This is a genomic window from Bacillus sp. 5w2, from assembly GCF_054353775.1.
In genome coordinates this window covers 118,226-143,945 of record NZ_JBTIWT010000011.1, presented here as the reverse complement: position 1 = coordinate 143,945, position 25,720 = coordinate 118,226, and the positions used below count along the sequence as shown (strand labels likewise).

Genomic DNA, 25,720 nt, shown 5'->3' with positions numbered 1-25,720 from the left:
TCTTCTTCATCTTCTTCATCTTCTTCATCTTCTTCGTCTTCTTCGTCTTCTTCGTCTTCTTCGTCTTCTTCGTCTTCTTCGTCTTCTTCATCTTCTTCATCTTCTTCATCTTCTTCGTCTTCTTCGTCTTCTTCGTCTTCTTCGTCTTCGTCTTCTTCGTCTTCTTCGTCTTCTTCGTCTTCTTCGTCTTCTTCAGTAAAGGTTATTTCTGTTTCATCAACATATTGAACTTCTACTTCTATACCAGTATGTGCACCAGATTGAATTACTTCAGCCAAGAGTTTTAATACCTCTTGTATTTCTTGATCAGAATTAATACTGAAGCCATTCTCAAAATCTATTTTTATTTTTACTCTTTTTACATCAGCCATTTACATAACTCCTTCCTTATTTGATTTATATTTAAAATATGCTAGAAAGTATAAAATGATTGTTGTAATTGCGGACTTTTCATTATTCTTTTCCCTTGAAAGGCTTTAAAATTTCAGCTATCCATGGTCTTTTTAATGGATCATTAGGAGTAACAATTTTTATTTTAATTTTTGGTTTTTCTGGCTCAGTAGTAATTGACTCCAATTGTACGGATTCCTCTTCAACGATTTGAATATCTTCATCATAGATTCCATCATCAATTTTCCTAACTAGTGTGTCTGTTTTACTACTTATTGTTTCTAACTCTAGTAATCCTACTGTCGGTAACTCTACTAACTCTATATTTTGAATGATCGCTAAGTTCTCTAATATAGATGATTCATCAAGTACAATGTCTTTTTGTTTCTCTAATGTTTGCTCATACTCTGACATTTCCCATCCCATCGGTCCTGGTGGAGAAAACATAAATTTTTCTAAATCTAAAATAGGTATGACTATTTCTTCTGGTTCTAAATTCATTTTCTTCCCCCTCCACTCTTATTCTTGATTTCACCATAAACATCTGAAAATCGAGATAAAAATCCCTCCTTAGAATCTTCAAGTGCGATTATATTTTGTAATGCCCAAATATATTTTTCATCAGACCAAGAACGCTTTTGCCCTAAATAATATTTATGTGCAATTGAACATAATAAATGAGGAAACGTTAAATCCGTCCAAAGTATGCGATATTGTTTTTCAGTTAACTGATTTTCTGAATCGTAAGCACTCAGCATATGAATTACTAAATCAACATCCCAAACTGACATTTTTTTCATCACTTTATTTAAAATAATACGCAAATCTCTTACTGGTAAATCATTTGTAATAGAATGTAACTCCTTCATAAAAATAGCATCATCTATTTCCTCAAATCTTGCCAATGTAAAGTCTTGTTGACAAAAACTTTTAGATGCAATTACTTGCTTTGTCCATTCATTATAAAATGGTTCATCAATATCTTGTAATGCCCTTTGGGCACGGACTATCATTTTATCAACATATTCTAAAAACATTTTCGAAAACACATCATTAGGATAAGATTGTGCAATTCTTTTGTTCCCTTCTAATTCTTGCAATTTCCATCTATATAACTTATGCCATTTTCCTAATCGACTTCTCATTTTACTTTCTGGATGCGGAATATATCCTTCTGATGCTTGATGAAACCTACCTGCATATATAAGCACTTTTTCCAATTGCTCTTTATTATAATAAATCACTTCTTTTCCTTGATGTTTATCATATAATACATATGCATACTCATCCGCTCCAATACAATATCCCCCCCTTTTTGTTTGATGCATTTTTGTAATTGGCAACCCTTTTTGAAAAAGATGTAAATGTGCTCCCGCAATAAATAACATTCTTTTCGGTTTCATATGTGCTTGTTTTAATATTTTTAACCCTGCATTTGTCTCCACTTCCCAAACAGTTCTTCCGCTTCTACTTGATTGTAGAATAATATTATTTACCTCAAATGGATAAAAACTAAGAATTCTATTTAAATGTTCTTTCTCTAATCCAGCTATTTCTTCCAATTCTCTTCATCCTCCCCTTGAATTCAATAGCACTTCTTTATATACTCCAATTAAATTCATGGCAACACGATTCCAACCAAAATCCTTTTCAACTTTTAAACGTCCATATTTCCCCATTTGAACTCTCGTAGATTCATTATTTAATAGATTAATAATTTTCTCTGCATATGCATCAGGGTTCTCGAAATCATTGACAATGTAGCCATTTTTCCCTTCTTCAATTACTTCAGGGTTACCACCCCGATTACTAGTTATAATTGGTAATCCCGCCGCCATCGCTTCATAATGTACCCTTGCAAGAGGTTCTTGCCACTGAGAAGAACAAACGAAAAGATCTGACATAGCGTACAGTGTTGGAATATCTTTAGGCTTAACAAATTTAATAAAGATTACATTATTTTGAAACATTGCTCCCAATGTATATAGATGTTTTACATAGTTGTTTACGTTGTTATCACCAAACCATTTTGACCCTATAAAAACCATTACAATATCCGGGTTTTTTTCAATGATTTTAGGTAGAGCTTGTAGCAAAATATGAGGTCCCTTTACTTTACTCAAACGTCCAACAAACAAAATCACCTTTTTATTTTGCAAATTCAACTCTTTCTTTACATAACGTTTAACTTCTTTTCCATTTATAGTCCAAGCAGGATAGTATTCATTTAAATCTACACCTGAATACACTGTTTTTGTCTTAGGCTTTGCTATCTTAAAACGAGAGGTAATTGTTTCTCCTATATAATCACTAACTGTAATAATTTTTGAAACAGCTTTAATACATTCCTCTCCTTCTTGATCACTCATCTTTTCATACGCAAACATTTCATTATGCACACTTAATACAAATTTTGTCTTTGTTGCCACTTCACTTAAAAGCGTAATCCAATTAGGGCGATTACATAAATGAACCACATCATATTGTTGATTTCTCAAATGTTCCAGAATATCATAAAGATATCCCTCTTCTGCAAAGCGTATATATCTTACACCACCCTTTTTTTCTTCCGATTTTAAATTTGGATCTGTTATGGAAATAACTGTTACATCATTTCCTTTAGAGGCAATAATGGAGGCAACGGAATCTATATAAATTTGAATAGCCCCCCCTCTTACAGCAGGTACAGGTAGCTTTTCAGTAGAAATTATTGCAATCTTCATTTTTCACCCTCCCTATTTCATAAAAATACAATTCTTTTCAATATATGTTACGGAATAAGTTTTATCATTGTGAATTATTCATTGTTTTTTCTATTCTTTACAATCAAAATTAGGCAAAATATCACTTTTTTATTTTAAAGGCGAATGTCTCAAACAAAATTGACCATGCACCATAAAGTAATAAGAGAATACAAAAGGATGGTGACATATTTGGAAATTCAAAATGAGGAAGCGGCATATATACTATCACCTGAAGAAGAGGAAAAGTTAATATCGTTAGCAGAAAGCATGATTAAACATTGGGATATCCATACAACTACAATCGAGCTTATACAAGGTGGTCAACTTGCTCTAGTGTGGAAAATTCATACTTCAGATGGACCATTTTGTTTGAAAAGAATCCATCGCCCTGAAAAGAAAGCTTTATTTTCAATTCATGCTCAAGATTATCTTTCTAAAAAAGGCATGCGTGTTCCAAATATAATCCCTAATATAAAGAACCAACTCTATACAAAACACGGTCCATTTTTATTTGTTTTATACGAGTGGATTGAAGGTAGACCTTTCGAACTAGCTATGCAGGAAGATCTTGAAATGATTATGAAGGGATTAGCAGATTTTCACTTAGCTTCAATTGGTTATAAGCCACCCCCAGGTATACCTATCTTTACAAAATTAGGTCGCTGGCCTAATCATTATATTAAAAGATTTCAACAAATGGAGGTTTGGAAAAACCTATCTGCAACTTTGATTGATGACCCTTTTTCACAACTATACTTAGCTGAAATCGATCCTTTTATTACAGAAGCAAAACTTACGTATCAACGTTTATTAGAGTCTGAATATCGAAAGTGGACAGAAGAATTACATGTATCCCCAAATTTATGCCACCAAGATTATGGTACAGGAAATTCTTTACTTGATACGAATAATCAAATTTGGGTAATTGATTTAGATACCGTTTCATTCGATCTACCGATTCGGGATTTACGTAAAATGATTATTCCTTTATTAGATACAACAGGTACATGGAACGAAGACCAATTTAACATTATGATTAATGCATATGAATCCGTTTCTCCATTGACAGCTGAACAAAAAAAAATCATGTTTATCGATATGCTATTTCCTTACGAGTTATATGATGTAATCCGTGAAAAATACGTCAGAAAAGCCCCACTACTTGCTGATGAACTCGCTGGAGCTATGGAGTATGAAAGGATAAAATCAAAGGAATTAAATATATTAATAGATAAATTTTAAAGTCACTTAATTATTCGATATGATTTATTTTTAAACTAAACCTGCAGTTCAAATACATCTTCGAATTTAAATCAGTAGGTTGCTTCAATTACAGAAAAAATGATTTTACATTCATTGAAGACATACGATATTAGAAATGATGTTCCAATTGAGTTTGATTCAAAATCACCTTAATTATAATAAGATATCTTTCCTATATAAATAAAGTAACGTATTTCTTACTATAATAAATATAAAGTTTAAATATGGGTCTGAATACGAAAAAGAAAGTTTTATGTGTTAACTCATAACAAATTATTTATATATCACATACACTTAAACTATATAAATTTTATGTATATTAATAAAAAAAGCATGACATAAAATCGTCATGCTTTTTATTTTCATTCAATAGTTTTTAAGTTTTAACTTGTTATTCAACTCTTTTCCCAATAAAAGACTGCTTTACTTGTAACTAGTAAAAATCCTCCACTTCATAAAAAACCTCATTTGCTTCTCTATCCGTTGAAAACATGACAATGGACATTTCAAACGGCTGAACAAAAGCTGTAAAATCTAATATATTTATCGCTTTATAACAGTTAAACGGTATTGTCTCATTGTAATACGAATCGAATCATCCGATTTCCCTTTAAAAGTTTGTTTAATCTTCAATTGCAAACAAATTACTATCGCTAAATAATGTGTCTATATAAATTTTTATATAAATTTAATCGATGAATGTTAACTTATTTAAGAATGTAGTGATAATACTTTTTACAGATTCAAAATTATTAGCACATGTATTATCTCCACTTAATGATGTAATTACGGTTAATCCTGCTGCTTTAATAAAATGTTTTACATCTAAGTGCATAGAAATAGCCTTCATGAATTTAGTTACGCCTATTATTACAGAAGTATTGCGACTGAAACATGGAAGGAATAAACAAACGTCCTCTTTAAGGATTTATTTTCTACTCTCAACTTGTTTTAGCGCATTATATACTGATTCGATTTCTTATTGTATAAAGTGAAAATTTAACTAGTGTGGTAGCGTCTATCCCCACTGATTATTAGTCCACACCAATCGGGCTTTTCCGAGTAGTTACTCTCCCGCCCATCTTCTTTGCTTTACAGCTAAACTTACGGTGAGAGTCTTACTGCCTGTTAATTCGCGATAAATAAAAAGGCTGCCCTAATATAGGACAGCTTCAAATATGTATACATATTACACTTCGATTGACTTACCATCTTCAACAATATGATAAAGTAAGTGAGCTAAATGATGAATTGGGCCATACTCTTCCTCTTCCTCATCTGTTTCACCGTGGAACTCAAGATCATTTAAGTATAGTGCTAAAAATTGATAGTATAATTTTAAATCAAATCCGTAGCACGCAGTTGGCTCTTCATGATCTCCTTCGTATTGTAACATTAAGTATTGATCATTTCCTTCTGCATCTTCTGCGTCAAAGAATACAAAGAATCCAACGTTTGTATCTAAATCAAATAGATGACGAGTACCTTTTTCTGTTGCTTTATTGAAGTCCTCTTCACTTAATTTATGTACTGTTGTCGCTTTAGCATTATCTTCTTGATGGAAATTTACTGTAAATGTTTTCAATGCTGACACCTCCTGATTGTATAATACTAGCATAACATATAAAAAGGACTGCTTACAAATGTAAACAGTCCTTACATTCATTTTCGCATTGCTCGTAATAAGAAACTTACAATAAAGATTAAAATAACCGCACCGATTAAAGCTGGAATAATTGCAAATCCACCAATTACCGGACCAAAACTACCCAGTAATTTCGTACCAATCCAAGAACCGATAATACCAGCAATAATATTACCAATTACACCACCAGGTACGTCTTTTCCAGTAATTAAGCTTGCAAACCATCCTAATATACCACCTACGATTAAAGACCAAATCATATGATAACCTCCTTTATATTTCACCAATCAAATTATAATTAGAAACAATTGCTTACCATTAGTTATGTTACATTTTTCATTAGTTATTCATACAGATCAACTATTAGATTATTTCAAAATAATGAACGACCAGTTTTTTCGTCTTCTGGTTGATGCCGTTCGTATTACACAAATTAAGGACAATCGGGCTTTAATATCGTTCGCATAAATTCTTCTTTAAAAGCCGGATAGTTAAAACCAACCGCAATTTTTTGAATAGGCCTATTATCAAACGTTGTCGGCTCAGCTATTTTTCTAAAATCTGCTACACTTTGTCCTCTTGTTACGTCATTTGTCGTACTAATCCAAACTGCAGATTTTTTATATTCAAAAATATCATCATTTATAAATGAAATAAACGGAAGCAAATCGTGAATCGGACTTCCAGTAATACCCGGGTATTCTTTTTTATAAAAGTTCTCATAATAAAAATCTATCATTGGTTTAATAAGCTTTGCCTGCCCTGTTCCTTCTTTATTAATAATATCCAACATTTCAGGAGTAATTCGTGCTTCTTGCGTGACATTTAAAGGATAAATAGTCGCATTCTTTGCGTACTTCATTACAATATTTGCGGCGATTGGATCTCCATAAAAATTCGCTTCTGATACAGGAGTAACGTTACCAGGAAATAAAAAAGCACCGCCCATAATATAATACGAACATACCTTATCCATTACATTTGGATATAATAAAAATAACGTTGCCAATGTTGTTAATCGTCCTGTCGCTACGATAACAATATCTTCTGGACAAGGTTCAATTAATTTAATTAATTCACAAAAATTTTCCCGTTTACAAATCCTCATATCAGGTGGAATAATTGGTCCTAAACCGTGATCCCCATGAATTTCTGGGAAGAATAATGGCTCTTCAGCTGTCATTGGTCTTGCTGCACCTTCAATGATCTTTACTTCTGTAGCATAGTATCTTTCTAAAAAATACACATTTTCCGTTACAATTTCTCGCGATACATTTCCATATTCAGCAACAATACCTAAAATATCTAATTTACATGTTTTATTTACATAAATTAACGCCACAGCATCGTCAATACCAAAGTCTCCAAAAAAGATGATTTTCTTATTAACTATCCTCACCCCTCTTCAACATAATCTACTATTATTATTATGTGAAAAAGACAAGGCTGTGAAACGGTGCAAACTAAAAAAGCCGCCTATTTATTGGCGACTTCGATCTTTTTATAAGATAAATATGCTAGTACATTTTTACTTGAATCGTATTTTGGATTATTTCCTTTTCTCGGTTCTCTCAAATGTGTTTTTTCAAATCCAGGAATATCCGGCATTTTCTCCATAAATTCAAGCATTTCTTCTTCAGTTCCTTCAATACGTACGCGAATCATTATTACTTTTCCTCAATTCTCATTTTCTCTGTACTAAGTATAACGTACATTGAAAAGACTGCAAGAAATTTATCTTTTTAATGTCGCGCTTTTTTTACATACAAACAATGCCATTTCAGTATAAAACGATATAATTTTATTATTTTCATATTGAATGTTAAAGAATTCTTGCATTTCAACTGATGTTTTCATCATACATTCTGTTAACTTCATACGTTTCTGCAAAGGTACATTCATCATATCGCACCACCAGTCAAATTCAAACTTCTTGTCAAAAGTAAGACATGACTGCATTTGCAAACCGTTTTTTTCTAACAAAGTAATCCATTCTGTTTTTTTCAACGCTCGTTCATGACTCGGATCTCGCTTTTTTTCTATAAAATTATAAAATGTATCGTATTCATTATTTTCCGGTGAAACATTATCTATTAAAATAAACAATCCATTATCTTCTAACGTACGATTTACTTCATAAATAAACTGAGCTGGATTCGTAAAATGATGTGCTGCAATTCGGCACGTAATCGTATCAAAAGAACTATCGGAAAACGGTAAACTTTCAGCGTTTCCATCGACGAAAGATACATTATCATGTCCATTACTTATAATAAAGTTTTTCGCATTCTCTAACATTTTTTCTGTTAAGTCTAAAGCAACTACTTCTTGAAACAATGGAGCTAATACATTCGCAACATGTCCTCCACCAGTAGCAATATCAAGAAGACGCTTATTATGACGAGACTCAACTTGTCGAACTACATATTGTAAATCCGGTCCTTTTGCATGAATTTTACTTTTCACATACTTTTCCGCATTATTACCAAACTGTTGTTTTACAAGCTCTTCTTTACTCATTTTATCATCTTCTTTCTATTGTTATTTACATATAGAATTCATATAATAATTAAAGTTCTCTTTATGTATTTTCAAATCCTCTTTTCGGCTCACTTCTTACCATGCTGTCCTATCATCAATATAATATAGATTTTACGTTTTATTATTAAACAAAAAAGGCTACGGGAACTTGTCCCCTAACCTGACTAAATATCTATTACATTTTTACTTTTTCATATACATCTATATAATATAAATCCTCTTTCAACTTCATAATAACGTCTACTTCGTTATAAGTAGCCTCACGAGCATGTAAACCAAATTGATCCATGCCAATCCATATCCATCCAGGTGTATAATATAGAACGTCAATGTTAAAATAATCTAATTTAGTAAGCTCCGATTTAATAAATTTATCATTATTAGCGATTTGTTTATCTATTAAACCATATTCTTTTCCATTTTCCAATAACGATATAATTTTCCCTACAATCGGATGTTCACGCACAATAAAGTGATATTCCTTTTCCTCCACATTCGCCACAATCAAACGAGAATCAGATAAATCCATCCCTAAATTCGACATCTTAATTTATTCACCTCCTTTATGAGTTTCACAAACATAATAACAAATGAATATTCAAATAAAATTAATGTATTGTAAAAAAAATATAAAAACTGACTCCCCTTTAGAAATCAGCCTTTATATTTTGATCATCTGTATACTTTTAGCAACTATTATAATGTTTCTTTTTCCTCATCATTCCCGGAAACTAAATTTCCAATAGCATCAGCCGTTACTTCAACTACAAATTCACAAATACCTGCTACTACTTCTCCAATCACTTCATCCATCTTTTTTACCCCCTTATTTTATGTAACTTATTTGTAGTATAGATGAAATTAGTTATTTTTTACTATCAGAAAACGTGACAACAGCATTACAGTTTTGTAAGCTTTTTCAATTTGTTTAGCTTCTATCCTTTGAAACTCCAAGTATGATTAACAAGCATATAGGCCATCATAAGTTTAGGTAAGTTCCAATTATGCTAGAGGAGGCGTGTAAAATATACTACGTAAAATTAATTAAAGGTCAATCATTCTATGCTTTTGATCATCGTTTCTTAATGTCTGAAGAAGAAGAGGTTTCCGAGAAAGTTTATAATTACTTACGTCGTAATGAATTTTTCGAAGTGCGTAAAGAAGAATATTCTGCTTAATTACAAAAAGCATCAAGAAAAATATCACCTAATTGTGGTATATTCTTGATGCCTTTATTCGATTTCCCTCTTTTCAACAATTGTGCTCCATTCTCTTAATACATTCTATTATTTGTCCAAGCTATTTCATTGCTACTTTCATATTTTAGTATATGAGGAGGTGACGAATATGACTCATATCATTGATTACCAGGCTACTCAACCTATAAGTAAAACTGGTGAAACAACTTTTGCAATCCCAGCTTCTCCAAATAAAGCAATTCTAGCAAATTTGAAATTGAGAATTTCAAGTAGAGATTCACGTAATAATCGAGTAGAATTAATCGCTACAGTTGGCGTAAAAGGTATAACTGAGATTTCACAAATTTTATTCCGAATTTTCCGTGATAACATTGAAATTTTTAATACACAAGTAGGTATTGAATCTACAGATTCTGAACAATTCTATGCTCAAACATTTCAAGCTATAGATCAAAACGTTGGCAGTGGAACACACCAATATTCATTAACTGTAGAAAACCTAACTAGTGGTGCAAGTGCAGAAGTTATTGGTCCTCTATCTTTTAGCGCATTAGCTATTGGACAAGAACGTAAATGCTGCTAAGCCAATCTAATATTTAATTTTGTACTTGAGAAAAGCGAGACGTACTATGTACGTTCTTGCTTTTTTATATGTATCCTTACTTTCAATAGACACTTCATCATTAATTTTTCACGTTTTTATTGCTTATTTCACCAACTAATAAATCAATTTTTTAACAAATCAAAAAGATTGAAATCCATTCATGAAACACGTAATATAGACTCTGACTCTAAAAAAATTCGTTATAAATTATACATAAAATAAGGAGGTTTTATATACGAGTTTTTCATTTTAAAAGACGGAGAGGTTTTATATTATGTGGCGTAATAAAAATGTTTGGATTGTATTAATTGGGGAGTTTATTGCTGGTTTAGGGTTATGGCTTGGTATTCTTGGTAACCTTGAATTTATGCAAAAATATGTCCCTTCTGATTTCATGAAATCAGTTATATTATTTATCGGACTATTAGCAGGTGTTCTAGTTGGTCCTATGGCTGGTCGCATTATTGATCAGTATGAAAAGAAAAAAGTTCTTCTTTATGCCGGATTCGGTCGTGTTATTAGTGTTATTTTCATGTTTTTCGCTATCCAATTTGAAAGTATCGCCTTTATGATTGCATTTATGGTTGCTCTTCAAATTTCAGCAGCATTTTATTTTCCTGCATTACAATCTGTAATTCCACTTATCGTACGTGAGCATGAATTATTACAGATGAACGGTGTACATATGAATGTAGGTACAATCGCTCGTATTGCAGGTACTTCACTAGGTGGAATTCTTTTAGTTGTAATGAGTTTACAGTATATGTATGCCTTCTCAATGGCAGCATACGCTTTATTATTCCTCTCAACATTCTTCCTACAATTTGAAGATAAAAAATCAACAACACCAAGTAAACAAGCTGCAAAAGATAATAGTTTTATGGAAGTATTTCGTATTTTAAAAGGAATTCCAATTGCTTTTACAGCACTTATATTAAGTATTATCCCTCTATTATTTATAGCTGGATTTAATTTAATGGTAATTAACATTAGTGAAATGCAACATGATCCGACAATTAAAGGATTTATATATACAATTGAAGGCGTCGCATTTATGTTAGGTGCCTTCGTTATTAAACGTCTATCTGATCATTTCAAACCTGAAAAGTTACTATATTTCTTCGCAGTTTGTACTGCTTTTGCACATCTATCATTGTTCTTTAGTGATATAAAATGGATGTCTCTTACATCGTTTGGCTTGTTTGGCTTTAGTGTCGGCTGCTTCTTCCCTATTATGTCGACAATCTTCCAAACAAAAGTGGAAAAAAGCTATCACGGCCGTCTCTTCTCATTCCGTAATATGTTTGAGAGAGTGATGTTCCAAATTGTCTTACTCGGCACAGGCTTCTTCTTAGATACGATTGGATTGCAGTACATGGTCTTAATTTTCGGCGTCATTTCATTATTAATTATTTTCATTTCATTATCTAAACAGAAACAATATGAAAAACAACCTTCGCAATCTGCGAATTTATAACATAAACAAAGACGCATGAATCATATTAGATTAATCCATGTGTCTTTGTTATATAAAACCTTATTTATTACGCTTATTGTAATTATTTAAAGGAGTACCCTCTTTCACTTTCGAATACAGTATACTAACATGATATATACAGGAGTTGCGAAATTGTCTGATGGTATGCAGTTATTTATTATCTTTATTTTTGTATTAGCTCTGTTTAGCATCATAAACTTTTTAGCTATTTCCCTTTCTCAACATAACTTTAAAAGAAGAATTGTGGCAGGTTTCATATTTTTACTGTTAACTCCCATTATCTTTTTGACTACTTCAGCTTTAACTTCTATATTCAATAAAGCTAGTTTTGGAGCAGTCAACCTAACCTTTTCTATTGTAAATGTATATATTTTAAATGGCATTGTCATTCTTCTTTCCGCTTCATTTATCCACAAAAAACAAAACATAAGATAGTACACTAGGCATGAATCTGACTTTACACTAGATTCATGCTTTTTCAATTCCCCCTAAATTTTTATATGAAATTAAATAATTCTTTATAAAAATTTAAACTTTATTTATTACAATGTTCGTATCGTATTCGCACGTTTATTGATAAAGAAAAGAAAGGAGTACAAAATGAAAAAGGTTCTATTAATTATTCCAATATTCATCGTTCTACTTAGTGGATGTAGCAATAATGATATATACGGTTCTTGGGAGATCATTGACGACAAAAACGGTCTTTGCCCTGCATCTTATAAATTTGAAACAGTTGTAAAAGAAGAAAAGAAAGAAAAAATTGTTCAAAACTTAGTGGAAATGCAAACAACGAAGAAAAAAGAAGATTTATACAAAGGTTCATTTATAAAAGATTCTAATGTATATCACATTGATTATGGTAACTCATTTACATCAGATCAAACTATAAAAGTTGTCGATGGTACATTAAATGTATACTTTTATGCAGTGGAAAGATTATGTACATATAAAAAGAAATGATTACACCTCATATGAAACGCAGAAAATATTTTCTGCGTTATTTTATTTCACAAAGCTTTCTCAAAAGGTTTCCCTCTTTTAAATCTTTTAATTTAAATGTAATATTATACAATAACAATATTTTTACTGTGAGGTGCTTTTTTTGAGAAGTTTAAGTTCATTAATTGTGTCAACAATCTGTTCCATTATCCTAATCCTATGGAATACATTTTCATTTTATGAAAAATTCACGACAGGAGATTCATACTATTGGCTTAGTGGTATATTAGGCCTCGTTTTCGTGTTCTTTTTTATCCAAAATATGCGGGATATACTTCACAAAAACTACAAAACTTCCTAAACATAATAGACAGTTCAGTTAACCGATCTACCTTATTTACACCACCCCTTTCAAAATAGACTAATCCTCCCTCTAAATTTGTCAATCGTTTTAATTTTCATAAAAAAATGATAAAATGTAACCATGTGTTTTCAGAATAATTAAAAACGCGGAAAGAAAACACTGTTTTTAGGAGGGGTTTTGATGACTTACACGTTAGCAACTAGAATGAAAGCATTCCAATCTTCTATATTTAGTGAATTAGGGGCCTATAAAAAAGAAAAAATTGCAGCAGGTCACAAAATGATTGATTTAAGTATCGGGAATCCTGATATGCCGCCTGCTGACTTCGTAAGAGAAGAAATGGTACATACAGCAAGTGAAAAAGAAAGCTATGGATACACATTAAGTGGTATTAAAGAATTTCACGAAGCTGTAACTGAATATTATAATAACACTCATAATGTTAAATTAAATGCTGATAAAGAAGTTTTATTATTAATGGGTTCACAAGATGGACTCGTTCATTTACCTATGGTTTATGCGAATCCGGGAGATATTATATTAGTTCCTGATCCAGGATATACAGCTTATGAAACAGGAATTCAAATGGCTGGTGCAACATCCCACTACATGCCTTTAAGGAAAGAAAATGATTTCTTACCTAACTTAGAAGCCATCCCTGAAGAAATTGCCGATAAAGCGAAGATGATGATTTTGAACTTCCCAGGGAATCCCGTTCCGGCAATGGCTCATGAAGATTTCTTTAAAGAGGTAATCTCATTCGCGAAAAAACACAATATTATCGTTGTTCATGATTTCGCTTATGCTGAATTTTATTTTGATGGTAATAAACCAATTAGCTTCCTCTCTGTACCTGGTGCTAAAGAAGTTGGCGTAGAAATCAACTCTTTGTCAAAAAGTTATAGTTTAGCGGGTAGCCGCATTGGATATATGATCGGAAACGAAGAAATAGTTCGTGCGCTTACTCAGTTTAAATCAAATACAGATTACGGAGTGTTTTTACCCATTCAAAAAGCCGCATGTGCTGCACTGAGAAATGGGGCTGCTTTTTGTGAGAAAAATCGCGGTATTTATCAAGAGCGTAGAGATACTTTAGTCGACGGTTTCCGAACATTTGGTTGGAACGTCGATAAGCCAGCTGGTAGTATGTTCGTTTGGGCTGAAATTCCACAAGGCTGGACTTCTCTAGACTTCGCTTATGCATTAATGGATCATGCGAATGTCGTTGTTACACCAGGTCATGCATTTGGACCTCACGGGGAAGGCTTTGTACGTATTGCACTAGTTCAAGATAAAGAGGTGTTACAACAAGTTGTGGAAAACATTAGAAATAGCGGTATTTTTTCTCTTGAAAAAGCAAATGAATTAGTTAAAAATTAATGATAGCTCCCCTGCTTAACTGTAGCAGGGGTATTATTCATTGGAGGTATTTTCATATGCATATTAAAGACACTCTTCCCCATCGTTATCCATTTTTAATGATTGATAAAGTGACAAATGTAAAACATGGTGAATCCGTTACGGGATATAAACTCATTACAAATAATGAGTGGTTTTTAAATGATAGTCAAAAACATATGCCTCATATGTTAATCGTAGAAGCACTTGCTCAACTTAGTGCATTTGTACATACAAGTGACTCTCAAGGATTAGGCTTCCTCTCCTCATTAGATGGGGTTGAATTCCACGGAAAAGCACATCCCGGTGATAAACTTGATTTACATTATGAGCTAACTCGCAATCGCCGAGGTTTTGTTCTCGGTAAAGGCACCGCAACTGTTAATAACCAGCCGATTGTAACGATAGAAAAGCTATTAATATATCAAGCAGAATAGAGACGATGTAATTCACCCGGGTATCTATCTCCTACAAATTCGTCTCACCAACATGAACAGAGTAAACAAATTACTTGGTTAGGAGCAGGAAGATGGAAAGTACTATCGGTATTGATGCTGGAGGAACATTAACGAAAATTGCTTACTTGAACGAAAAAAAGCAATTAGCTTTTGAAAAATTTTATTCAAATGAACAAGATAAAATAATAAATTGGCTTAAGAAAAACACTGGTAAAAAACAAATATGTATTACAGGTGGTAAAGCAAAACAATTACAGCAACTACTTTCAGACTCATATAAAATAGTAGAACTAAACGAATTTGAAGCTACTCTTATAGGTGTCCGATACATTTTAAAAGAAGAGAAATATGATATAAACAACTTTATTTTAACAAATATCGGTACAGGTACTTCTATTCATTACGTTTATAATGACAAATATATTCGAGCTGGTGGAACTGGTGTTGGCGGTGGTACTATTATGGGACTTTCAAAATTGTTAACAAGTATAGATCATTTTGAAGATGTGATCCCTTTAACAAAAATAGGTTCTAGAAAAGAACTAGATATTACGGTTGGAGATATTTATGGTGGAATTCTCTCACCTATTGATAATAGCTTAACTGCAAGCAATTTTGGTAAAGCCGCTATTACAGAATCAAATTATAATAGCTCAGATATACTTGCTACTGTACAAGGACTTGTCGGTGAAGTCGTTACTGCATTAAGCCTTCAATTCGCCGAAACAAAAAACATTAACCATATTATTTATATTGGTTCGACTCTATGTAATAACGTACACCTTCAAAATATTATTAGTAGCTACACAAAATATCAAAATAAAACACCTATTCTTTTACAAGATGGTGGTAATAGCGGTGCGATTGGTGCTTTACTCCATGTTACAAATAAAAAAGGCTGACTTTTGTCAGCCTTTTTTCAACGGCACTTCAAATTCAATAATTGATTCTCCGTTCTTCCCAATTCGCTCTACACTAATTCTATCAATTACACATTGTAACTTTTCAGGGAAACTATGAATATCCTTAGCTACTTCAGCAGCTAACTCAGCACTTTCTTTTCTCCCGACTGTTACATGCGGTATGTACGGAATATCTTCTTTCAAAAATTGTATTAAAGGTCCTGTATACAGCATATCATGTAGTTCTTCTATTTGTTCTTTCCCTCCCTCAACTTCTAAAAACAAATAGTTTCCTACATTAGTGATACGATTTGCAAACTCAATTTCAATTTTGCCTACCCCTTTTGATACATTAAAAATATGAGATTTTAATTCATCATTTGAAATATTACTCTTAAATGGAAATACGATTGTTATATGTGGTGGAATTAATCCAAATAAAGGATCATGTTTTTGTCTAATGTTCTCTATTTTATTGATGGACATGTTATTTAGAAAAACTAAAATTGTACGCATTTTTATACCCTCTACTTTCCCTCATCTTAATTTGTATCATATTCTATGACAGCCTTGCACTTCAACAAATAGTTTTGCTTACATGTAAAAATAAAAAACTTCTCAAATGAGAAGTTTTCATATAACATGATTACTATTTTCCCGCCAAACTTTCCTAAACTTTATATAACAAGCAATTCTCCACGGAATAATATACGATACTGCAACAACATAAAATAATAAACCAATCGTTTGCTGATCTAAGTCAACAATATATTGTCTTGAACCATATCTCAAAACGACAAGTGCAATAAAAGTAATTAAAAAAGCTGCACTTTTTTTCGTATAAATATTCCCATCATCTCTCCGCTCATAATTTGTTAATACTATAAGCGGCACAGCGAAAAGTACACCAATGAATACCGCTATAACTACTTGTAATATAGCTGGATGTACGGGACCTAAAAACCATACAATACCTGGTGTTAAAAATAGTAATGGCCATAAAATACGTTTTCCCGATCCCTTTATTGGCTTATGCATGGAGCGATAACGACGCCAAAATATTAGTAGTGCAATACATAAAAAGACTGTTATTAATGAAGAAGTATCTCCCATTTACTTTTCCTTCTCTCTAAAATAATAATCTAGTACTATTTTAAACCGTTCGTTCAAATGATACTTTACGAATAAATATACTACTAGTTATGATAAAAAGAATAGTTAATCCGATTGAAATAACAGTAAAATAAGGAATGTCGATTAAAGATGCATCGTTTGTAAAAATTAAACCTTTTATCCCCGCTTCTCCATAAAGTACACTATTCATTGATAAGAAAAGTGTCCCACCAATCATAAGACCGATCCACTTAAATCTTTGCTTAAACACGACTACTAGTTGAAAGAAACATGCTGTCGTAACATAAAATAAAAATTGTAAAATAAATTGTTGTACCAATTGCTCCCAAAAGTTAACATTTACTACGTTATATTTTAAATCTTGTAAAAGCATAACTTGAAGAAATGAAAATAATGCAGATTGAAGTACAATATAACAAATTGCTCCGATAAAATATTGTGTTCTCGTTACACCGAATGAAACCGCTAAACGAAACAGCTCGTCTTGTATGATGAAAACACTTCCTACTATAAATATCATAATAGCTATCGAAGGATTATTGATAATTTCGGGTAAATAACCAATTTCCACTGCATTTATATGAGCAACATTTAAAGCTCCTTTTATTAATAAAGCTACAATCCAAAATATTAATAGTGCTTTATAATGAAAATTTATATGTAACTTTAACTGCTTCATTAATATCGTCATTTTACTTCACCACCAGTTATGTGAATAAATAATTTTTGTAATGTTATTCCATCAACTACTAATCCTAATTCTTCAATAGAGTCATAATCTTCATTAGACAATTTTCCCCATATAACAGCAATACCCTTATTTCCATAAACTTCTCGATTTAATACTTTTTTATTGATTGAGAACTCGTCCACTTTATCTTTTTGCCCTGAAATAATCTGAACTTGTTGTAATAAATCTTCTACCAATGATTGAACAACTAATCTTCCTTCTTTTATGATTATCACATCTTCAATAACATGAGTTACTTCTTCTACTAAATGTGTTGACAATATAATTGTTCGTGGATACTCACCGTAATCTTCTAGTAGTAGACTATAAAATAATTCACGGTGTGCTGCGTCTAAACCTGTAGTTGGTTCATCAAAAATAGTAATTGGCGCTCTACTTGCTAATCCTTGAATAATTCCTACGACTGTTTGCATACCATGGGATAGTTTATGGTATTTCTCTGTCATATTCAGCTGAAATTTATCTGCCAGTTCTTCAGCATAAGCTCCATCCCAATTTTTATAAAACATGCTACACATCTTAAAAAATTCTTTTACTTTATAACTTAAATGAGCCTCTTCTTTTACTCTAACAAAACAAATATTTTGCATCGCTTTACTATTTTCAAATACATTTTCACCAAATACAGATACACTTCCACTACTCGAAATAATTTGTCCTGCTAGTAAGTTTAATAAAGTCGTTTTCCCTGCTCCGTTCCTTCCAAGCAAACCATATATTTTATGCTCTTCCAATGAAATCGTTACTTCATTTACAGCTATTTTCTTTTTGTATTTTTTTGTTAACTCTAACGTTTCAAGTGCAATCATCCCTCTTTCCCCTCCTTCGTAATTTTTTGAATCATATCCATCAATTCATCTTTTGATATTTCTAGCACTTTCGCTTCTTCCCACACTTTAGGTAAATATTCGGTCATAAAAGTGTTTTGTCTTTTTTTTAGTACAACTTCTTTCGCTCCCTTTGCAACAAACATCCCGATCCCTCTCTTTTTATATAAAATCCCTTCATCCACTAATACATTTACCCCTTTAGCTGCAGTAGCTGGATTTATTTGTAACATCTTCGCAAATTGATTTGTTGATGGAACTTGTTCTTCTTCAAGCAATATGTCTTTTAAAATATCAGATTCGATCGTTTCTGCAATTTGTAAGTATATTAATTTATTTTGCTCTAGAGTAGGTTTCACAGTTTCACCACCTTAGGTTTATAGGTTCATTACTTATGTAATTAACCATATCACATTAAATTATTTATTTCCATAAATTTCTTTTACAAAAAAGAGAGCCATTCTTAAACGAATGACTCTCTTTCTAAAATAAGAAATTTTCTATACTAACTCCATCTTTGTCCCTCCAATTATTTCGACTACTTTATTGGATATTTAACAAATAAAGATTTTCGGAAATCTTTATCATTCACAAACCTATTAATTTTTTTGTTATTATCATTAAGGAACTTTACTACTTTGTTTTTATCCCATAAATTATCTTCTTTTGGAAAATCATCAAATTTTTCATACAGGACTGATAGTATTTCTTCTCTTTTTATCGTGAAGTTTTTATTTTCTAATTGAAACTCGTAACCTTTTGCATTTGGTACTAAAATCGCAAAATAAATAACGTTAAAGAGAAAATTCTTCTTCATCGTATCCTTACCATCAAACCAATACGTCTCAACCATGTCTTCTGTAAGTGGTCCATTCTCTTTTGCACCATAGTACACCTTTATACTTTCATTCTCTAAACTTATACTTTGAAATGTTTCACCACCGGGTAAATGATTAACAATTGCAACTACATCTGAGTTATTACCAACGTATGTCCCCGCATATTTTTTAAAATCACTTGGTTCCATATCTGATATTTCTTTTATTCTTTCTCCGCTAGAACAAGCAGTAACAAATAAAAAAATTGTTAGCATAACAACCACATTACGATGCATATATTTCATTTAGCAGCCCCCATTCTTATCAACATTTCGTTAATTACAATACTTCTTCTCAAAACCCTTTAAAATATACGCATTTTAATCAAAATTAAAAATTTTCAATTTTCATGTTTACAATTATCCATTAATTGTATATACTTACTAACGTAAGAAAAAAATTCTAAAAGGAGGTCGAAGGAAATGATGAAATTACAATTACATGCTTTAACTTTAGCATTAACTGCATCTGTGTTTTCTGGACAATTAAATATGAATTCGACCACCCTAATGGAGAATTGAAAATCGTACATTATTTCTATTAATTCATAAATTCGCCACAGGAGGTCGTATACTTTCCTGTGGCTTTTTCACGCCCTGCCATAGGAGAACTATATCTTCCTGTGGCTTTTTTGTGCAATTTTTTAGTCACTTACATTATTTTTCAAAGAAAGGAGCAACATTCGATGACTATTAGCGTATTGTTTTTAAGTATTACGATTCAAAGAAATACAATTTCTAAAGGTGAAATTCTTCATAATGAGCAAATTGAAAAAGCTATGAATGATGTTAAGGAGCGCCAAGCGCTTTATTGTGATCACCTGTAATTCCTTTTCGAAAGGAGGAATTCATTTATGACTTTTCATATTTTCTTTTTTACGACTGTACTTCAGAAAAACACTTTATCTGAAGATGAAATCTTTCGTAAACAACAATTAAAACAACTGACTGATAAAATCACTGACATTAAAAGTTCTTACTATACGCAAATGTATTAAAAATATATTTTTAAGGAGCAATATCTTCATGAAATTTAAAGCATTCTTTTTAACCATCACCATTCAAAAACGTGAGCTTTCACAGAATGAGATTTTGCGTGAGCAACACATTCAAACTATTATGAACGAAGTAAAAGAGCATCAAGCCTCTTATTACACACGTCTTTTCTAAATCATTTATAAAGGGGTATTATCTAATGAAATTTAAAGCATTCTTTTTAACAATTACCATTCAAAAACGTAAGCTTTCACAGAATGAGATTTTACATGAACAACACGTTCAAAACATTATGGATGATGTAAAAGAGCGTCAAGCTTCTTATTACAGCCGTCTTTTCTAATTAACTTATAAAGGGGTATTATCTAATGAAATTTAAAGTATTCTTTTTAACGATTACCATTCAAAAAACTAAGTTCTCAGACAGCGAGATATTGCATGACCATCAAATTAATAAAGCTATGGAAGATGTAAAAGAACGTCAAAGTCACTACTGTAGCCATTTATAGTTCCTTTCGAAAGGAGGAATGTATCATGAAATTTCACCTTTTCTTTTTAACAATTACAGTCCAGAAAAAAAGCCTTTCTGAAGCTGAATTACAACAAGAACAACAATACAAAAAGATTATGGACGAAATTCGAGATCGTAGAAGCGAATACTACTCTCACCTATAATTCTTTAAACATATAAAAATTGAAAGGAGTCGATTATGATGTTGATAGTACGTTGTAAGGAAATGATTTGGATAGTTCAGAGGGATTCCACATAGTTTTATAGAGCTTATATCACACAAGTTTACTGCTAAATTTGATATATAAAAAACATATAATAAAATTACATTAAAACACTTTTTAATATCCTTTAACAAACAAAGATACACCACTTAAAAAAGCGGTGTATCTTTCTCAACTTATACTATTTTCGATTACTTCGTTTCGTCTTAAACAATCTCACTAAATTCGATACAACTGTTTTTGTTACTGCATAAACTGGCACTGCTAAAATCATTCCGATAATTCCCGCAAAGTTCCCTACCCCTAAAATTAAAATAATAATTGTTAGCGGGTGGATATTTAATTTTGAACTCATAATACGCGGTGAAATGATGTTACTTTCAAACTGTTGTACAATTGTTACGATAATAATTACGTACAACGCTTGCATCGGAGATACGAACAGACCTACAATAACAGCTGGTGCTGCACCGATAAATGGACCTAAGTTTGGAATGATATTTGTAAATGCTGCTATAATTCCTAAAACGAAAGCGTACGGTAAATCGATAATTAAATAACCGATAAAAGTAAACGCACCTACAAATATACAAACGAGCGCTTGCCCTTGAATATATGCAGATAATGTTTCATTCGTTTCCTTAATAATGCGAAGCCCCTCTTCACGGTAAGACTCTGGTAATAGGCTTACTGCTTTACCTGGAAAGGCATGTCCATCTTTAAACATATAAAATAAAATGAACGGCACTGTAAATATAACTAATGCAACGTTCGTAATAATACCAAATAAAGCCGTTGCACTCGACGTAATTGTGTTTGGTATATCCTTTAAGTATTCAATCGCATTTTTTTCAATTGTTTCAATGGAAACATAATTTTGTGTAGATAACCATTCAAATAGTCTGTGATGGGATAAATCTTGTATGTATACTTTTCCCTCTTTAATATAACCCGGCATATTTTTCACTAAATCCATTAGCTGTTGTGAGATCGTTGGAACAACTACTCCAATACCAACCGCAGTTAATGATATGATAAAAAGATATAACAGTAAAATCGCTAAATTTCTAGGTACTTTTTTATTCTCCAAAAAGACTAACAGAGGATTAAAAATAAAGTATAAAAATAAAGCAATTAAGATGGGGAAAAACAACGTTGATATGAAGATACCAATCGGCTGAAATAGAAACGATATTTTTGTGCAAATAAATATGATTCCTACAACCATTAGCACTTCTAATGTCCAAAAGTGCACTTTCGATTTCAAAAAAACGTCCTCCTTTAAACTAGCACTTCTCTTCATTGTACCAAAATAAGCAAGAATTTCACATAATATTTTCCTTTACAATATTCCAAAATACCAATAAATAAACTACAATGAGAATACATACAAATTTGCAGGTAAAGGTGATAAATATGACACAATGCATCATTTGCAGGAAAGATACAAAAGAACTTAGTGAACAATATGTCATTCCAGAAATATTATGTGGATATTATTTCACAAATTCAATTTGTGATACTTGTCATGAACAAATGACAACAACTATTGACCGTCCCTTAATTCGGCATAAATTAAGTCAATATAAGATTGAGCAAATGAAAAAACAAATTGATTCCCCGCTCTATACGAATGAACATGGTGAGGAACTTGCAGCTGCTGAGACAGATGTTGTTGAAGTAAGTGATGAAATACTTTATTCCAATGCATTAATTATGAAACTTTGTAAAAAGCACGATATTTCACTACATAATGAAATTTGGAAGGAAGAACGTGTAACGAAAGTAGCTAGCTCTATTCAACGTGAATTACTTTTAGATAACCGTAAATACAAAATGAGTGTATTAAAAATGGCTTATACTTTCGCTGTACAAGCTGTTGATGGCTATTTTGAAGATCCAGATGCGATTGATATTTCTAACATTCTATCAAATGCCGATTTTATGGAATTAAAAGAAAAAAGTATAGTTCGTGATTTAAGTAAAAGTTCTTTATGGAATACATTAAATACAAATAGCGAGAACCATTACTTTATTTTATTAAGTGATAAAGATGGTCTGTTCTGTTTCATTCGTCTCTTTGATATATTTGACGTTGTCGTTCATTTATCAGAAAAGAGATATGAACTTTCATCTCCAATTGTCGGCGTAAATGATGTAAATAGGCAGGAATTTTATGTCCAAACTTTAAAACAGTATATGGATGGGCTATTTAGAGAAAAAAAACCTTCTATTTAATCGAAATCAGAACATACGGTCTCCTTTCTTGATGAAAAGACACTGTGTTATAATAAGTATGAAAAGAACAATACAATCACATAAACCGATTATTAATTGTATATAAATAAAAAAGACCAGTGTGCGGCTACACACTAGTCCACGTAACTTAACAGATTGGATTGTTCATTTATCCTATTTGTTTCTTACAAACAAAACAACCCACATTCTATTGGCATAGGTGGGTTGTTATTTTTTGAGCTTGTCTATTAAAACGACGACGAACGTTAACAATGCAACGAGAAACAGTCCACCCTGCAGTAGCAACGCTATTTCACTCACGTATTATCACCCCCCTCCTATTCGGAGAAGTGATAATTGAACAACCAACCGTACCTTAAGTTACTATTTAATTTTACCATATTTTCTAATAGTTTACGATGAAAACCCGCAAGTGAAATACTCGCGAGTTTGTTTATCACGTATTAACAGATAGTAAACAAAATGAAGCAAAACATAGGTGAAACTGCCTGTAAATGCCCGCTTCCCCATCTTCTAAACTACCACCAGGCAGATCATACCGACTTCTATATGGACCTTTAATTTTATCGATTACTAATATGTTATTGTTTTCGATACAAATGCCGTACACACCAAACGCGCGATGAAAATTAGTAGCATTATTCATGGTTCACTTTCTCCGTTACCACATCATAAAATTTCCGCTCCTCATCAACATTTAAGTGAACACGACTTACTGTTTTAGAAAATCCATATAACAATTGCGCTTTCACTGGCTCTTTTAGTGTTATTTCAAATGTTGGTGGTTCCTTTATAAATTCCAGCACAGTTGCGTCAAGAACCTCTTTTTCTTTCTTTAAAGGTTCTCCTTTATAAAACTTAATTTTATCAATTTGTGTAAATGGTATAACAATTTTCTTTCCTAATCCAATTTGAATAATCACTTTTTCTTCCATAACAATAATTGGATTTTTACGCATTGCTTGTATTTCAGCTAAAAAATAAAACATTGCATATACGTTTAAAATAAGTAACACCCGTGCTACAACTGGATTCCATTGATGAAGTAAATAATGAAAACCGATACTTTCTATTAAGGTTGCATGGATAATCATGATATATACACCTATTGCACCAGTCTTTTTGTGATATGAGTACATAGATTCACCTTCTGGTACTTTTACACGCCACGAAAAAAATGCATAATAGATTACCTTACACTCTGTTAAAATGACAGCTACTAACTTACTTCTTTTCATAGTAGCGTCAAATGCTGCATCAATTGCATAAGAAAATGAAGAATACTCACTTTTATATTCTTTATATCTTTTTATTATGTTAGGAAGCACTTTAACAATTTTATATAGAAGGAATAACTCTAAACATACAAAAGCAATCTCTCCCGCTATTACAATATAAGAAACGTATGAAAAAGCTTGTAAATAGTCTTTAGGAATAATAAACCTTGCAAATATATATCCGGCTATTACAACAGGAAATATATACGTTAACGAGTACCTTTTTCGAATAATAAAGAAATACGTAATGATTGGAATTACAAACATACAATCTAACAAAGAACCGAGAACTACTTCTTTCGGAGCAGCTGGTACAATCGGAAGAGCATACAATAGATAGTTTGATAACAAGATTAAAGATACGAGTCCAATCCAGATACCTTTTCGCCTTCGCGAAAGTGTGACACTCATACGTTCACTCCTCTATTTAAAAACCTCGTTTAAATGGTCTTTATAAAATGAAATAGCACGTTCAAATTCTTTAACTTCTTCTACTTTTACGACTGTTTCAAGTAATAATTTCATCGCGGATTCATGATCGTTTACATTATATTTTGCTAATGACAAAAACACTTTCATCACATCATTATCTGGAAACTGCTGTAAACCTGTTTCTAAAACTATAATTGCTTTGTCATACTCACCTATACAACGATATGTACTGCCTAAGCCAATATAAGCTCCGCAAAGTGACTCCCCTTCAAGACCGTTCGCAATTGCCTGTTCATAATAAGGCATAGCTTCCGTTTCAAGCCCCATCACATCATGTATCCAGGCGCATTGATAAAGTACTTCTGCATCCCTTGTAAAGTTTGTTAATCCAATGAGTATCTCTTTAGACTGCGCATATTTCTTTTCGTTCCGGAGTTTAATAGCTTGTTTTAATAAATGTTCCATAGAATTCACTCCTCACCGA

General features: G+C 31.9%; 39 protein-coding genes. 17 read left to right on the top strand and 22 right to left on the bottom strand.

All coding sequences use genetic code 11. The annotated features are described in order from the left end of the window. The 4 genes from ACXY7N_RS18870 to ACXY7N_RS18855 all read right to left on the bottom strand — a co-directional run. Positions 1-371, bottom strand: a 371-nt coding sequence (locus ACXY7N_RS18870; protein ID WP_488592553.1) for a hypothetical protein, incomplete at its 3' end; no start/stop codon positions are given. Positions 372-453: 82 nt separating this feature from the next. After that, the gene (locus tag ACXY7N_RS18865; RefSeq protein ID WP_016087464.1) at positions 454-891 is read right to left on the bottom strand and encodes a hypothetical protein; all 438 of its coding nucleotides are present in this window, start codon (positions 889-891) and stop codon (positions 454-456) included. Next, a complete protein-coding gene (gene cotS, locus ACXY7N_RS18860; protein WP_016087463.1) occupies positions 888-1,952 on the bottom strand; it encodes a spore coat putative kinase CotS in 1,065 nt (354 codons plus the stop codon). Before cotS ends, ACXY7N_RS18865 begins: the two co-directional genes overlap by 4 nt. 6 nt (positions 1,953-1,958) lie before the next feature. Next, positions 1,959-3,113, bottom strand: a complete 1,155-nt coding sequence (locus ACXY7N_RS18855; protein ID WP_016087462.1) for a glycosyltransferase family 4 protein — start codon at positions 3,111-3,113, stop codon at positions 1,959-1,961. Positions 3,114-3,311: 198 nt separating this feature from the next. Between ACXY7N_RS18855 and cotI the strand changes: the two genes are divergently transcribed. Beyond that, positions 3,312-4,376, top strand: coding sequence for a spore coat kinase CotI (gene cotI, locus ACXY7N_RS18850; RefSeq protein ID WP_353811200.1), 1,065 nt, complete (start codon positions 3,312-3,314; stop codon positions 4,374-4,376). 709 nt (positions 4,377-5,085) lie between these two features. On the opposite strand, the gene ACXY7N_RS18845 is transcribed toward cotI, so the two are convergent. From ACXY7N_RS18845 to ACXY7N_RS18815, 7 genes are all read right to left on the bottom strand, one after another. After that, positions 5,086-5,232, bottom strand: a complete 147-nt coding sequence (locus tag ACXY7N_RS18845) for a hypothetical protein (RefSeq protein WP_016087460.1) — start codon at positions 5,230-5,232, stop codon at positions 5,086-5,088. 354 nt (positions 5,233-5,586) lie between these two features. Further along, entirely contained in the window at positions 5,587-5,982 is a 396-nt protein-coding gene (locus ACXY7N_RS18840) for a hypothetical protein (protein WP_000847586.1), read from the bottom strand. Between the two features lie 77 nt (positions 5,983-6,059). Continuing rightward, complete coding sequence (locus ACXY7N_RS18835; RefSeq protein ID WP_016087459.1) at positions 6,060-6,302, bottom strand: GlsB/YeaQ/YmgE family stress response membrane protein; 243 nt, start codon at positions 6,300-6,302, stop codon at positions 6,060-6,062. 173 nt (positions 6,303-6,475) lie between these two features. Further along, entirely contained in the window at positions 6,476-7,441 is a 966-nt protein-coding gene (locus ACXY7N_RS18830; protein ID WP_353811199.1) for a nucleoside hydrolase, read from the bottom strand. Between the two features lie 77 nt (positions 7,442-7,518). Beyond that, entirely contained in the window at positions 7,519-7,707 is a 189-nt protein-coding gene (locus ACXY7N_RS18825; protein WP_000621878.1) for a DUF3970 family protein, read from the bottom strand. Positions 7,708-7,776: 69 nt separating this feature from the next. Beyond that, on the bottom strand, positions 7,777-8,562 hold the full coding sequence (locus tag ACXY7N_RS18820) for a class I SAM-dependent methyltransferase (RefSeq protein ID WP_098486850.1): 786 nt from the start codon (positions 8,560-8,562) through the stop codon (positions 7,777-7,779). 196 nt (positions 8,563-8,758) lie between these two features. Continuing rightward, on the bottom strand, positions 8,759-9,127 hold the full coding sequence (locus ACXY7N_RS18815; RefSeq protein WP_064470057.1) for a hypothetical protein: 369 nt from the start codon (positions 9,125-9,127) through the stop codon (positions 8,759-8,761). A 481-nt stretch (positions 9,128-9,608) separates the two neighbouring features. On the opposite strand from ACXY7N_RS18815, the gene ACXY7N_RS18810 reads away from it, so the two are divergent. From ACXY7N_RS18810 to coaW, 9 genes are all read left to right on the top strand, one after another. After that, positions 9,609-9,761 carry a YqbF domain-containing protein gene (locus ACXY7N_RS18810; protein WP_071680000.1) on the top strand — a complete coding sequence of 51 codons (153 nt, stop codon included), beginning with the start codon at positions 9,609-9,611 and terminating at the stop codon, positions 9,759-9,761. Between the two features lie 169 nt (positions 9,762-9,930). Beyond that, positions 9,931-10,365 (top strand): exosporium protein ExsC, encoded by a 435-nt coding sequence (gene exsC, locus ACXY7N_RS18805; protein WP_000148801.1) that lies wholly within the window; start codon positions 9,931-9,933, stop codon positions 10,363-10,365. A 295-nt stretch (positions 10,366-10,660) separates the two neighbouring features. After that, entirely contained in the window at positions 10,661-11,863 is a 1,203-nt protein-coding gene (locus tag ACXY7N_RS18800; protein WP_000269247.1) for an MFS transporter, read from the top strand. A 153-nt stretch (positions 11,864-12,016) separates the two neighbouring features. Then, on the top strand, positions 12,017-12,319 hold the full coding sequence (locus tag ACXY7N_RS18795; RefSeq protein ID WP_071742405.1) for a hypothetical protein: 303 nt from the start codon (positions 12,017-12,019) through the stop codon (positions 12,317-12,319). 165 nt (positions 12,320-12,484) lie between these two features. Then, positions 12,485-12,847, top strand: a complete 363-nt coding sequence (locus ACXY7N_RS18790; protein ID WP_000756858.1) for a hypothetical protein — start codon at positions 12,485-12,487, stop codon at positions 12,845-12,847. 133 nt (positions 12,848-12,980) lie between these two features. After that, positions 12,981-13,187: a DMT family transporter gene (locus tag ACXY7N_RS18785; RefSeq protein ID WP_445423398.1), complete on the top strand. Its 207-nt coding sequence runs from the start codon at positions 12,981-12,983 to the stop codon at positions 13,185-13,187. A 183-nt stretch (positions 13,188-13,370) separates the two neighbouring features. Then, positions 13,371-14,570 (top strand): LL-diaminopimelate aminotransferase, encoded by a 1,200-nt coding sequence (locus ACXY7N_RS18780; RefSeq protein WP_016087456.1) that lies wholly within the window; start codon positions 13,371-13,373, stop codon positions 14,568-14,570. A gap of 56 nt (positions 14,571-14,626) precedes the next feature. Next, positions 14,627-15,025: a 3-hydroxyacyl-ACP dehydratase FabZ family protein gene (locus ACXY7N_RS18775; RefSeq protein WP_000547647.1), complete on the top strand. Its 399-nt coding sequence runs from the start codon at positions 14,627-14,629 to the stop codon at positions 15,023-15,025. Between the two features lie 92 nt (positions 15,026-15,117). After that, on the top strand, positions 15,118-15,948 hold the full coding sequence (gene coaW, locus ACXY7N_RS18770) for a type II pantothenate kinase (RefSeq protein WP_098506096.1): 831 nt from the start codon (positions 15,118-15,120) through the stop codon (positions 15,946-15,948). 6 nt (positions 15,949-15,954) lie between these two features. Here the strand turns inward: coaW and ACXY7N_RS18765 are convergent, their stop codons facing one another. The 6 genes from ACXY7N_RS18765 to ACXY7N_RS18740 form a co-directional block, all read right to left on the bottom strand. Then, positions 15,955-16,464, bottom strand: a complete 510-nt coding sequence (locus ACXY7N_RS18765; RefSeq protein WP_098506095.1) for a 2'-5' RNA ligase family protein — start codon at positions 16,462-16,464, stop codon at positions 15,955-15,957. A gap of 117 nt (positions 16,465-16,581) precedes the next feature. Further along, entirely contained in the window at positions 16,582-17,061 is a 480-nt protein-coding gene (locus ACXY7N_RS18760) for a CcdC family protein (protein ID WP_353811198.1), read from the bottom strand. 40 nt (positions 17,062-17,101) lie between these two features. Beyond that, on the bottom strand, positions 17,102-17,773 hold the full coding sequence (locus tag ACXY7N_RS18755) for a DUF4052 family protein (RefSeq protein WP_353811197.1): 672 nt from the start codon (positions 17,771-17,773) through the stop codon (positions 17,102-17,104). Further along, positions 17,770-18,642, bottom strand: coding sequence for an ATP-binding cassette domain-containing protein (locus tag ACXY7N_RS18750; RefSeq protein ID WP_064460346.1), 873 nt, complete (start codon positions 18,640-18,642; stop codon positions 17,770-17,772). The genes ACXY7N_RS18755 and ACXY7N_RS18750 overlap by 4 nt, the downstream gene beginning before the upstream one ends. Beyond that, positions 18,639-19,019 carry a GntR family transcriptional regulator gene (locus ACXY7N_RS18745; RefSeq protein ID WP_000805194.1) on the bottom strand — a complete coding sequence of 127 codons (381 nt, stop codon included), beginning with the start codon at positions 19,017-19,019 and terminating at the stop codon, positions 18,639-18,641. Before ACXY7N_RS18745 ends, ACXY7N_RS18750 begins: the two co-directional genes overlap by 4 nt. 179 nt (positions 19,020-19,198) lie before the next feature. Then, positions 19,199-19,783, bottom strand: coding sequence for a DUF4825 domain-containing protein (locus tag ACXY7N_RS18740; protein WP_016087451.1), 585 nt, complete (start codon positions 19,781-19,783; stop codon positions 19,199-19,201). A 440-nt stretch (positions 19,784-20,223) separates the two neighbouring features. Here ACXY7N_RS18740 and ACXY7N_RS18735 point away from each other — a divergent pair, with 440 nt between their 5' ends. Genes ACXY7N_RS18735 through ACXY7N_RS18710 form a run of 6 tightly spaced genes read left to right on the top strand, consistent with a single transcriptional unit; the run spans position 20,224 to position 21,208 of the window. Next, positions 20,224-20,364 carry a YrzI family small protein gene (locus ACXY7N_RS18735; protein ID WP_000156197.1) on the top strand — a complete coding sequence of 47 codons (141 nt, stop codon included), beginning with the start codon at positions 20,224-20,226 and terminating at the stop codon, positions 20,362-20,364. A 27-nt stretch (positions 20,365-20,391) separates the two neighbouring features. Further along, entirely contained in the window at positions 20,392-20,535 is a 144-nt protein-coding gene (locus ACXY7N_RS18730; protein WP_488592552.1) for a YrzI family small protein, read from the top strand. 28 nt (positions 20,536-20,563) lie between these two features. Next, positions 20,564-20,707, top strand: coding sequence for a YrzI family small protein (locus ACXY7N_RS18725; protein ID WP_016087450.1), 144 nt, complete (start codon positions 20,564-20,566; stop codon positions 20,705-20,707). Between the two features lie 25 nt (positions 20,708-20,732). Beyond that, the gene (locus tag ACXY7N_RS18720) at positions 20,733-20,876 is read left to right on the top strand and encodes a YrzI family small protein (protein ID WP_000668971.1); all 144 of its coding nucleotides are present in this window, start codon (positions 20,733-20,735) and stop codon (positions 20,874-20,876) included. 25 nt (positions 20,877-20,901) lie between these two features. After that, the gene (locus ACXY7N_RS18715) at positions 20,902-21,042 is read left to right on the top strand and encodes a YrzI family small protein (protein WP_000669812.1); all 141 of its coding nucleotides are present in this window, start codon (positions 20,902-20,904) and stop codon (positions 21,040-21,042) included. A gap of 25 nt (positions 21,043-21,067) precedes the next feature. Further along, complete coding sequence (locus ACXY7N_RS18710) at positions 21,068-21,208, top strand: YrzI family small protein (RefSeq protein ID WP_000668506.1); 141 nt, start codon at positions 21,068-21,070, stop codon at positions 21,206-21,208. 241 nt (positions 21,209-21,449) lie between these two features. Here the strand turns inward: ACXY7N_RS18710 and ACXY7N_RS18705 are convergent, their stop codons facing one another. Beyond that, positions 21,450-22,535 carry an AI-2E family transporter gene (locus ACXY7N_RS18705; RefSeq protein ID WP_016087449.1) on the bottom strand — a complete coding sequence of 362 codons (1,086 nt, stop codon included), beginning with the start codon at positions 22,533-22,535 and terminating at the stop codon, positions 21,450-21,452. A 149-nt stretch (positions 22,536-22,684) separates the two neighbouring features. Here ACXY7N_RS18705 and ACXY7N_RS18700 point away from each other — a divergent pair, with 149 nt between their 5' ends. Continuing rightward, positions 22,685-23,506, top strand: coding sequence for an HNH endonuclease (locus tag ACXY7N_RS18700; RefSeq protein ID WP_016087448.1), 822 nt, complete (start codon positions 22,685-22,687; stop codon positions 23,504-23,506). A 228-nt stretch (positions 23,507-23,734) separates the two neighbouring features. Here ACXY7N_RS18700 and ACXY7N_RS18695 read toward each other — a convergent pair whose 3' ends face one another. From ACXY7N_RS18695 to ACXY7N_RS18680, 4 genes are all read right to left on the bottom strand, one after another. After that, entirely contained in the window at positions 23,735-23,827 is a 93-nt protein-coding gene (locus ACXY7N_RS18695; RefSeq protein ID WP_001289320.1) for a putative holin-like toxin, read from the bottom strand. Positions 23,828-23,963: 136 nt separating this feature from the next. Next, positions 23,964-24,173 carry an NUDIX hydrolase gene (locus ACXY7N_RS18690; protein ID WP_016087447.1) on the bottom strand — a complete coding sequence of 70 codons (210 nt, stop codon included), beginning with the start codon at positions 24,171-24,173 and terminating at the stop codon, positions 23,964-23,966. Beyond that, positions 24,166-25,215, bottom strand: a complete 1,050-nt coding sequence (locus ACXY7N_RS18685; protein ID WP_353811196.1) for a hypothetical protein — start codon at positions 25,213-25,215, stop codon at positions 24,166-24,168. Before ACXY7N_RS18685 ends, ACXY7N_RS18690 begins: the two co-directional genes overlap by 8 nt. A gap of 12 nt (positions 25,216-25,227) precedes the next feature. After that, positions 25,228-25,701 carry a tetratricopeptide repeat protein gene (locus ACXY7N_RS18680; RefSeq protein ID WP_016087445.1) on the bottom strand — a complete coding sequence of 158 codons (474 nt, stop codon included), beginning with the start codon at positions 25,699-25,701 and terminating at the stop codon, positions 25,228-25,230. Positions 25,702-25,720: the final 19 nt, after the last annotated feature.

What these genes read in the sequence shown, in the direction of transcription:
- ACXY7N_RS18715 (WP_000669812.1), top strand. Translation starts at nt 20,902, where the DNA reads ATGAAATTTAAAGTATTCTTTTTAACGATTACCATTCAAAAAACTAAG.
- exsC (WP_000148801.1), top strand. Translation starts at nt 9,931, where the DNA reads ATGACTCATATCATTGATTACCAGGCTACTCAACCTATAAGTAAAACT.
- ACXY7N_RS18815 (WP_064470057.1), bottom strand. Translation starts at nt 9,127, where the DNA reads ATGTCGAATTTAGGGATGGATTTATCTGATTCTCGTTTGATTGTGGCG.
- ACXY7N_RS18790 (WP_000756858.1), top strand. Translation starts at nt 12,485, where the DNA reads ATGAAAAAGGTTCTATTAATTATTCCAATATTCATCGTTCTACTTAGT.
- ACXY7N_RS18730 (WP_488592552.1), top strand. Translation starts at nt 20,392, where the DNA reads ATGACTTTTCATATTTTCTTTTTTACGACTGTACTTCAGAAAAACACT.
- ACXY7N_RS18735 (WP_000156197.1), top strand. Translation starts at nt 20,224, where the DNA reads ATGACTATTAGCGTATTGTTTTTAAGTATTACGATTCAAAGAAATACA.
- ACXY7N_RS18740 (WP_016087451.1), bottom strand. Translation starts at nt 19,783, where the DNA reads ATGAAATATATGCATCGTAATGTGGTTGTTATGCTAACAATTTTTTTA.
- ACXY7N_RS18690 (WP_016087447.1), bottom strand. Translation starts at nt 24,173, where the DNA reads ATGAATAATGCTACTAATTTTCATCGCGCGTTTGGTGTGTACGGCATT.
- ACXY7N_RS18760 (WP_353811198.1), bottom strand. Translation starts at nt 17,061, where the DNA reads ATGGGAGATACTTCTTCATTAATAACAGTCTTTTTATGTATTGCACTA.
- coaW (WP_098506096.1), top strand. Translation starts at nt 15,118, where the DNA reads ATGGAAAGTACTATCGGTATTGATGCTGGAGGAACATTAACGAAAATT.
- ACXY7N_RS18725 (WP_016087450.1), top strand. Translation starts at nt 20,564, where the DNA reads ATGAAATTTAAAGCATTCTTTTTAACCATCACCATTCAAAAACGTGAG.
- ACXY7N_RS18700 (WP_016087448.1), top strand. Translation starts at nt 22,685, where the DNA reads ATGACACAATGCATCATTTGCAGGAAAGATACAAAAGAACTTAGTGAA.
- ACXY7N_RS18800 (WP_000269247.1), top strand. Translation starts at nt 10,661, where the DNA reads ATGTGGCGTAATAAAAATGTTTGGATTGTATTAATTGGGGAGTTTATT.
- ACXY7N_RS18765 (WP_098506095.1), bottom strand. Translation starts at nt 16,464, where the DNA reads ATGCGTACAATTTTAGTTTTTCTAAATAACATGTCCATCAATAAAATA.
- ACXY7N_RS18710 (WP_000668506.1), top strand. Translation starts at nt 21,068, where the DNA reads ATGAAATTTCACCTTTTCTTTTTAACAATTACAGTCCAGAAAAAAAGC.
- ACXY7N_RS18750 (WP_064460346.1), bottom strand. Translation starts at nt 18,642, where the DNA reads ATGATTGCACTTGAAACGTTAGAGTTAACAAAAAAATACAAAAAGAAA.
- ACXY7N_RS18775 (WP_000547647.1), top strand. Translation starts at nt 14,627, where the DNA reads ATGCATATTAAAGACACTCTTCCCCATCGTTATCCATTTTTAATGATT.
- ACXY7N_RS18825 (WP_000621878.1), bottom strand. Translation starts at nt 7,707, where the DNA reads ATGATTCGCGTACGTATTGAAGGAACTGAAGAAGAAATGCTTGAATTT.
- ACXY7N_RS18855 (WP_016087462.1), bottom strand. Translation starts at nt 3,113, where the DNA reads ATGAAGATTGCAATAATTTCTACTGAAAAGCTACCTGTACCTGCTGTA.
- ACXY7N_RS18680 (WP_016087445.1), bottom strand. Translation starts at nt 25,701, where the DNA reads ATGGAACATTTATTAAAACAAGCTATTAAACTCCGGAACGAAAAGAAA.
- ACXY7N_RS18685 (WP_353811196.1), bottom strand. Translation starts at nt 25,215, where the DNA reads ATGAGTGTCACACTTTCGCGAAGGCGAAAAGGTATCTGGATTGGACTC.
- ACXY7N_RS18720 (WP_000668971.1), top strand. Translation starts at nt 20,733, where the DNA reads ATGAAATTTAAAGCATTCTTTTTAACAATTACCATTCAAAAACGTAAG.
- ACXY7N_RS18835 (WP_016087459.1), bottom strand. Translation starts at nt 6,302, where the DNA reads ATGATTTGGTCTTTAATCGTAGGTGGTATATTAGGATGGTTTGCAAGC.
- ACXY7N_RS18820 (WP_098486850.1), bottom strand. Translation starts at nt 8,562, where the DNA reads ATGAGTAAAGAAGAGCTTGTAAAACAACAGTTTGGTAATAATGCGGAA.
- ACXY7N_RS18865 (WP_016087464.1), bottom strand. Translation starts at nt 891, where the DNA reads ATGAATTTAGAACCAGAAGAAATAGTCATACCTATTTTAGATTTAGAA.
- cotI (WP_353811200.1), top strand. Translation starts at nt 3,312, where the DNA reads ATGGTGACATATTTGGAAATTCAAAATGAGGAAGCGGCATATATACTA.
- ACXY7N_RS18755 (WP_353811197.1), bottom strand. Translation starts at nt 17,773, where the DNA reads ATGACGATATTAATGAAGCAGTTAAAGTTACATATAAATTTTCATTAT.
- ACXY7N_RS18845 (WP_016087460.1), bottom strand. Translation starts at nt 5,232, where the DNA reads ATGCACTTAGATGTAAAACATTTTATTAAAGCAGCAGGATTAACCGTA.
- ACXY7N_RS18780 (WP_016087456.1), top strand. Translation starts at nt 13,371, where the DNA reads ATGACTTACACGTTAGCAACTAGAATGAAAGCATTCCAATCTTCTATA.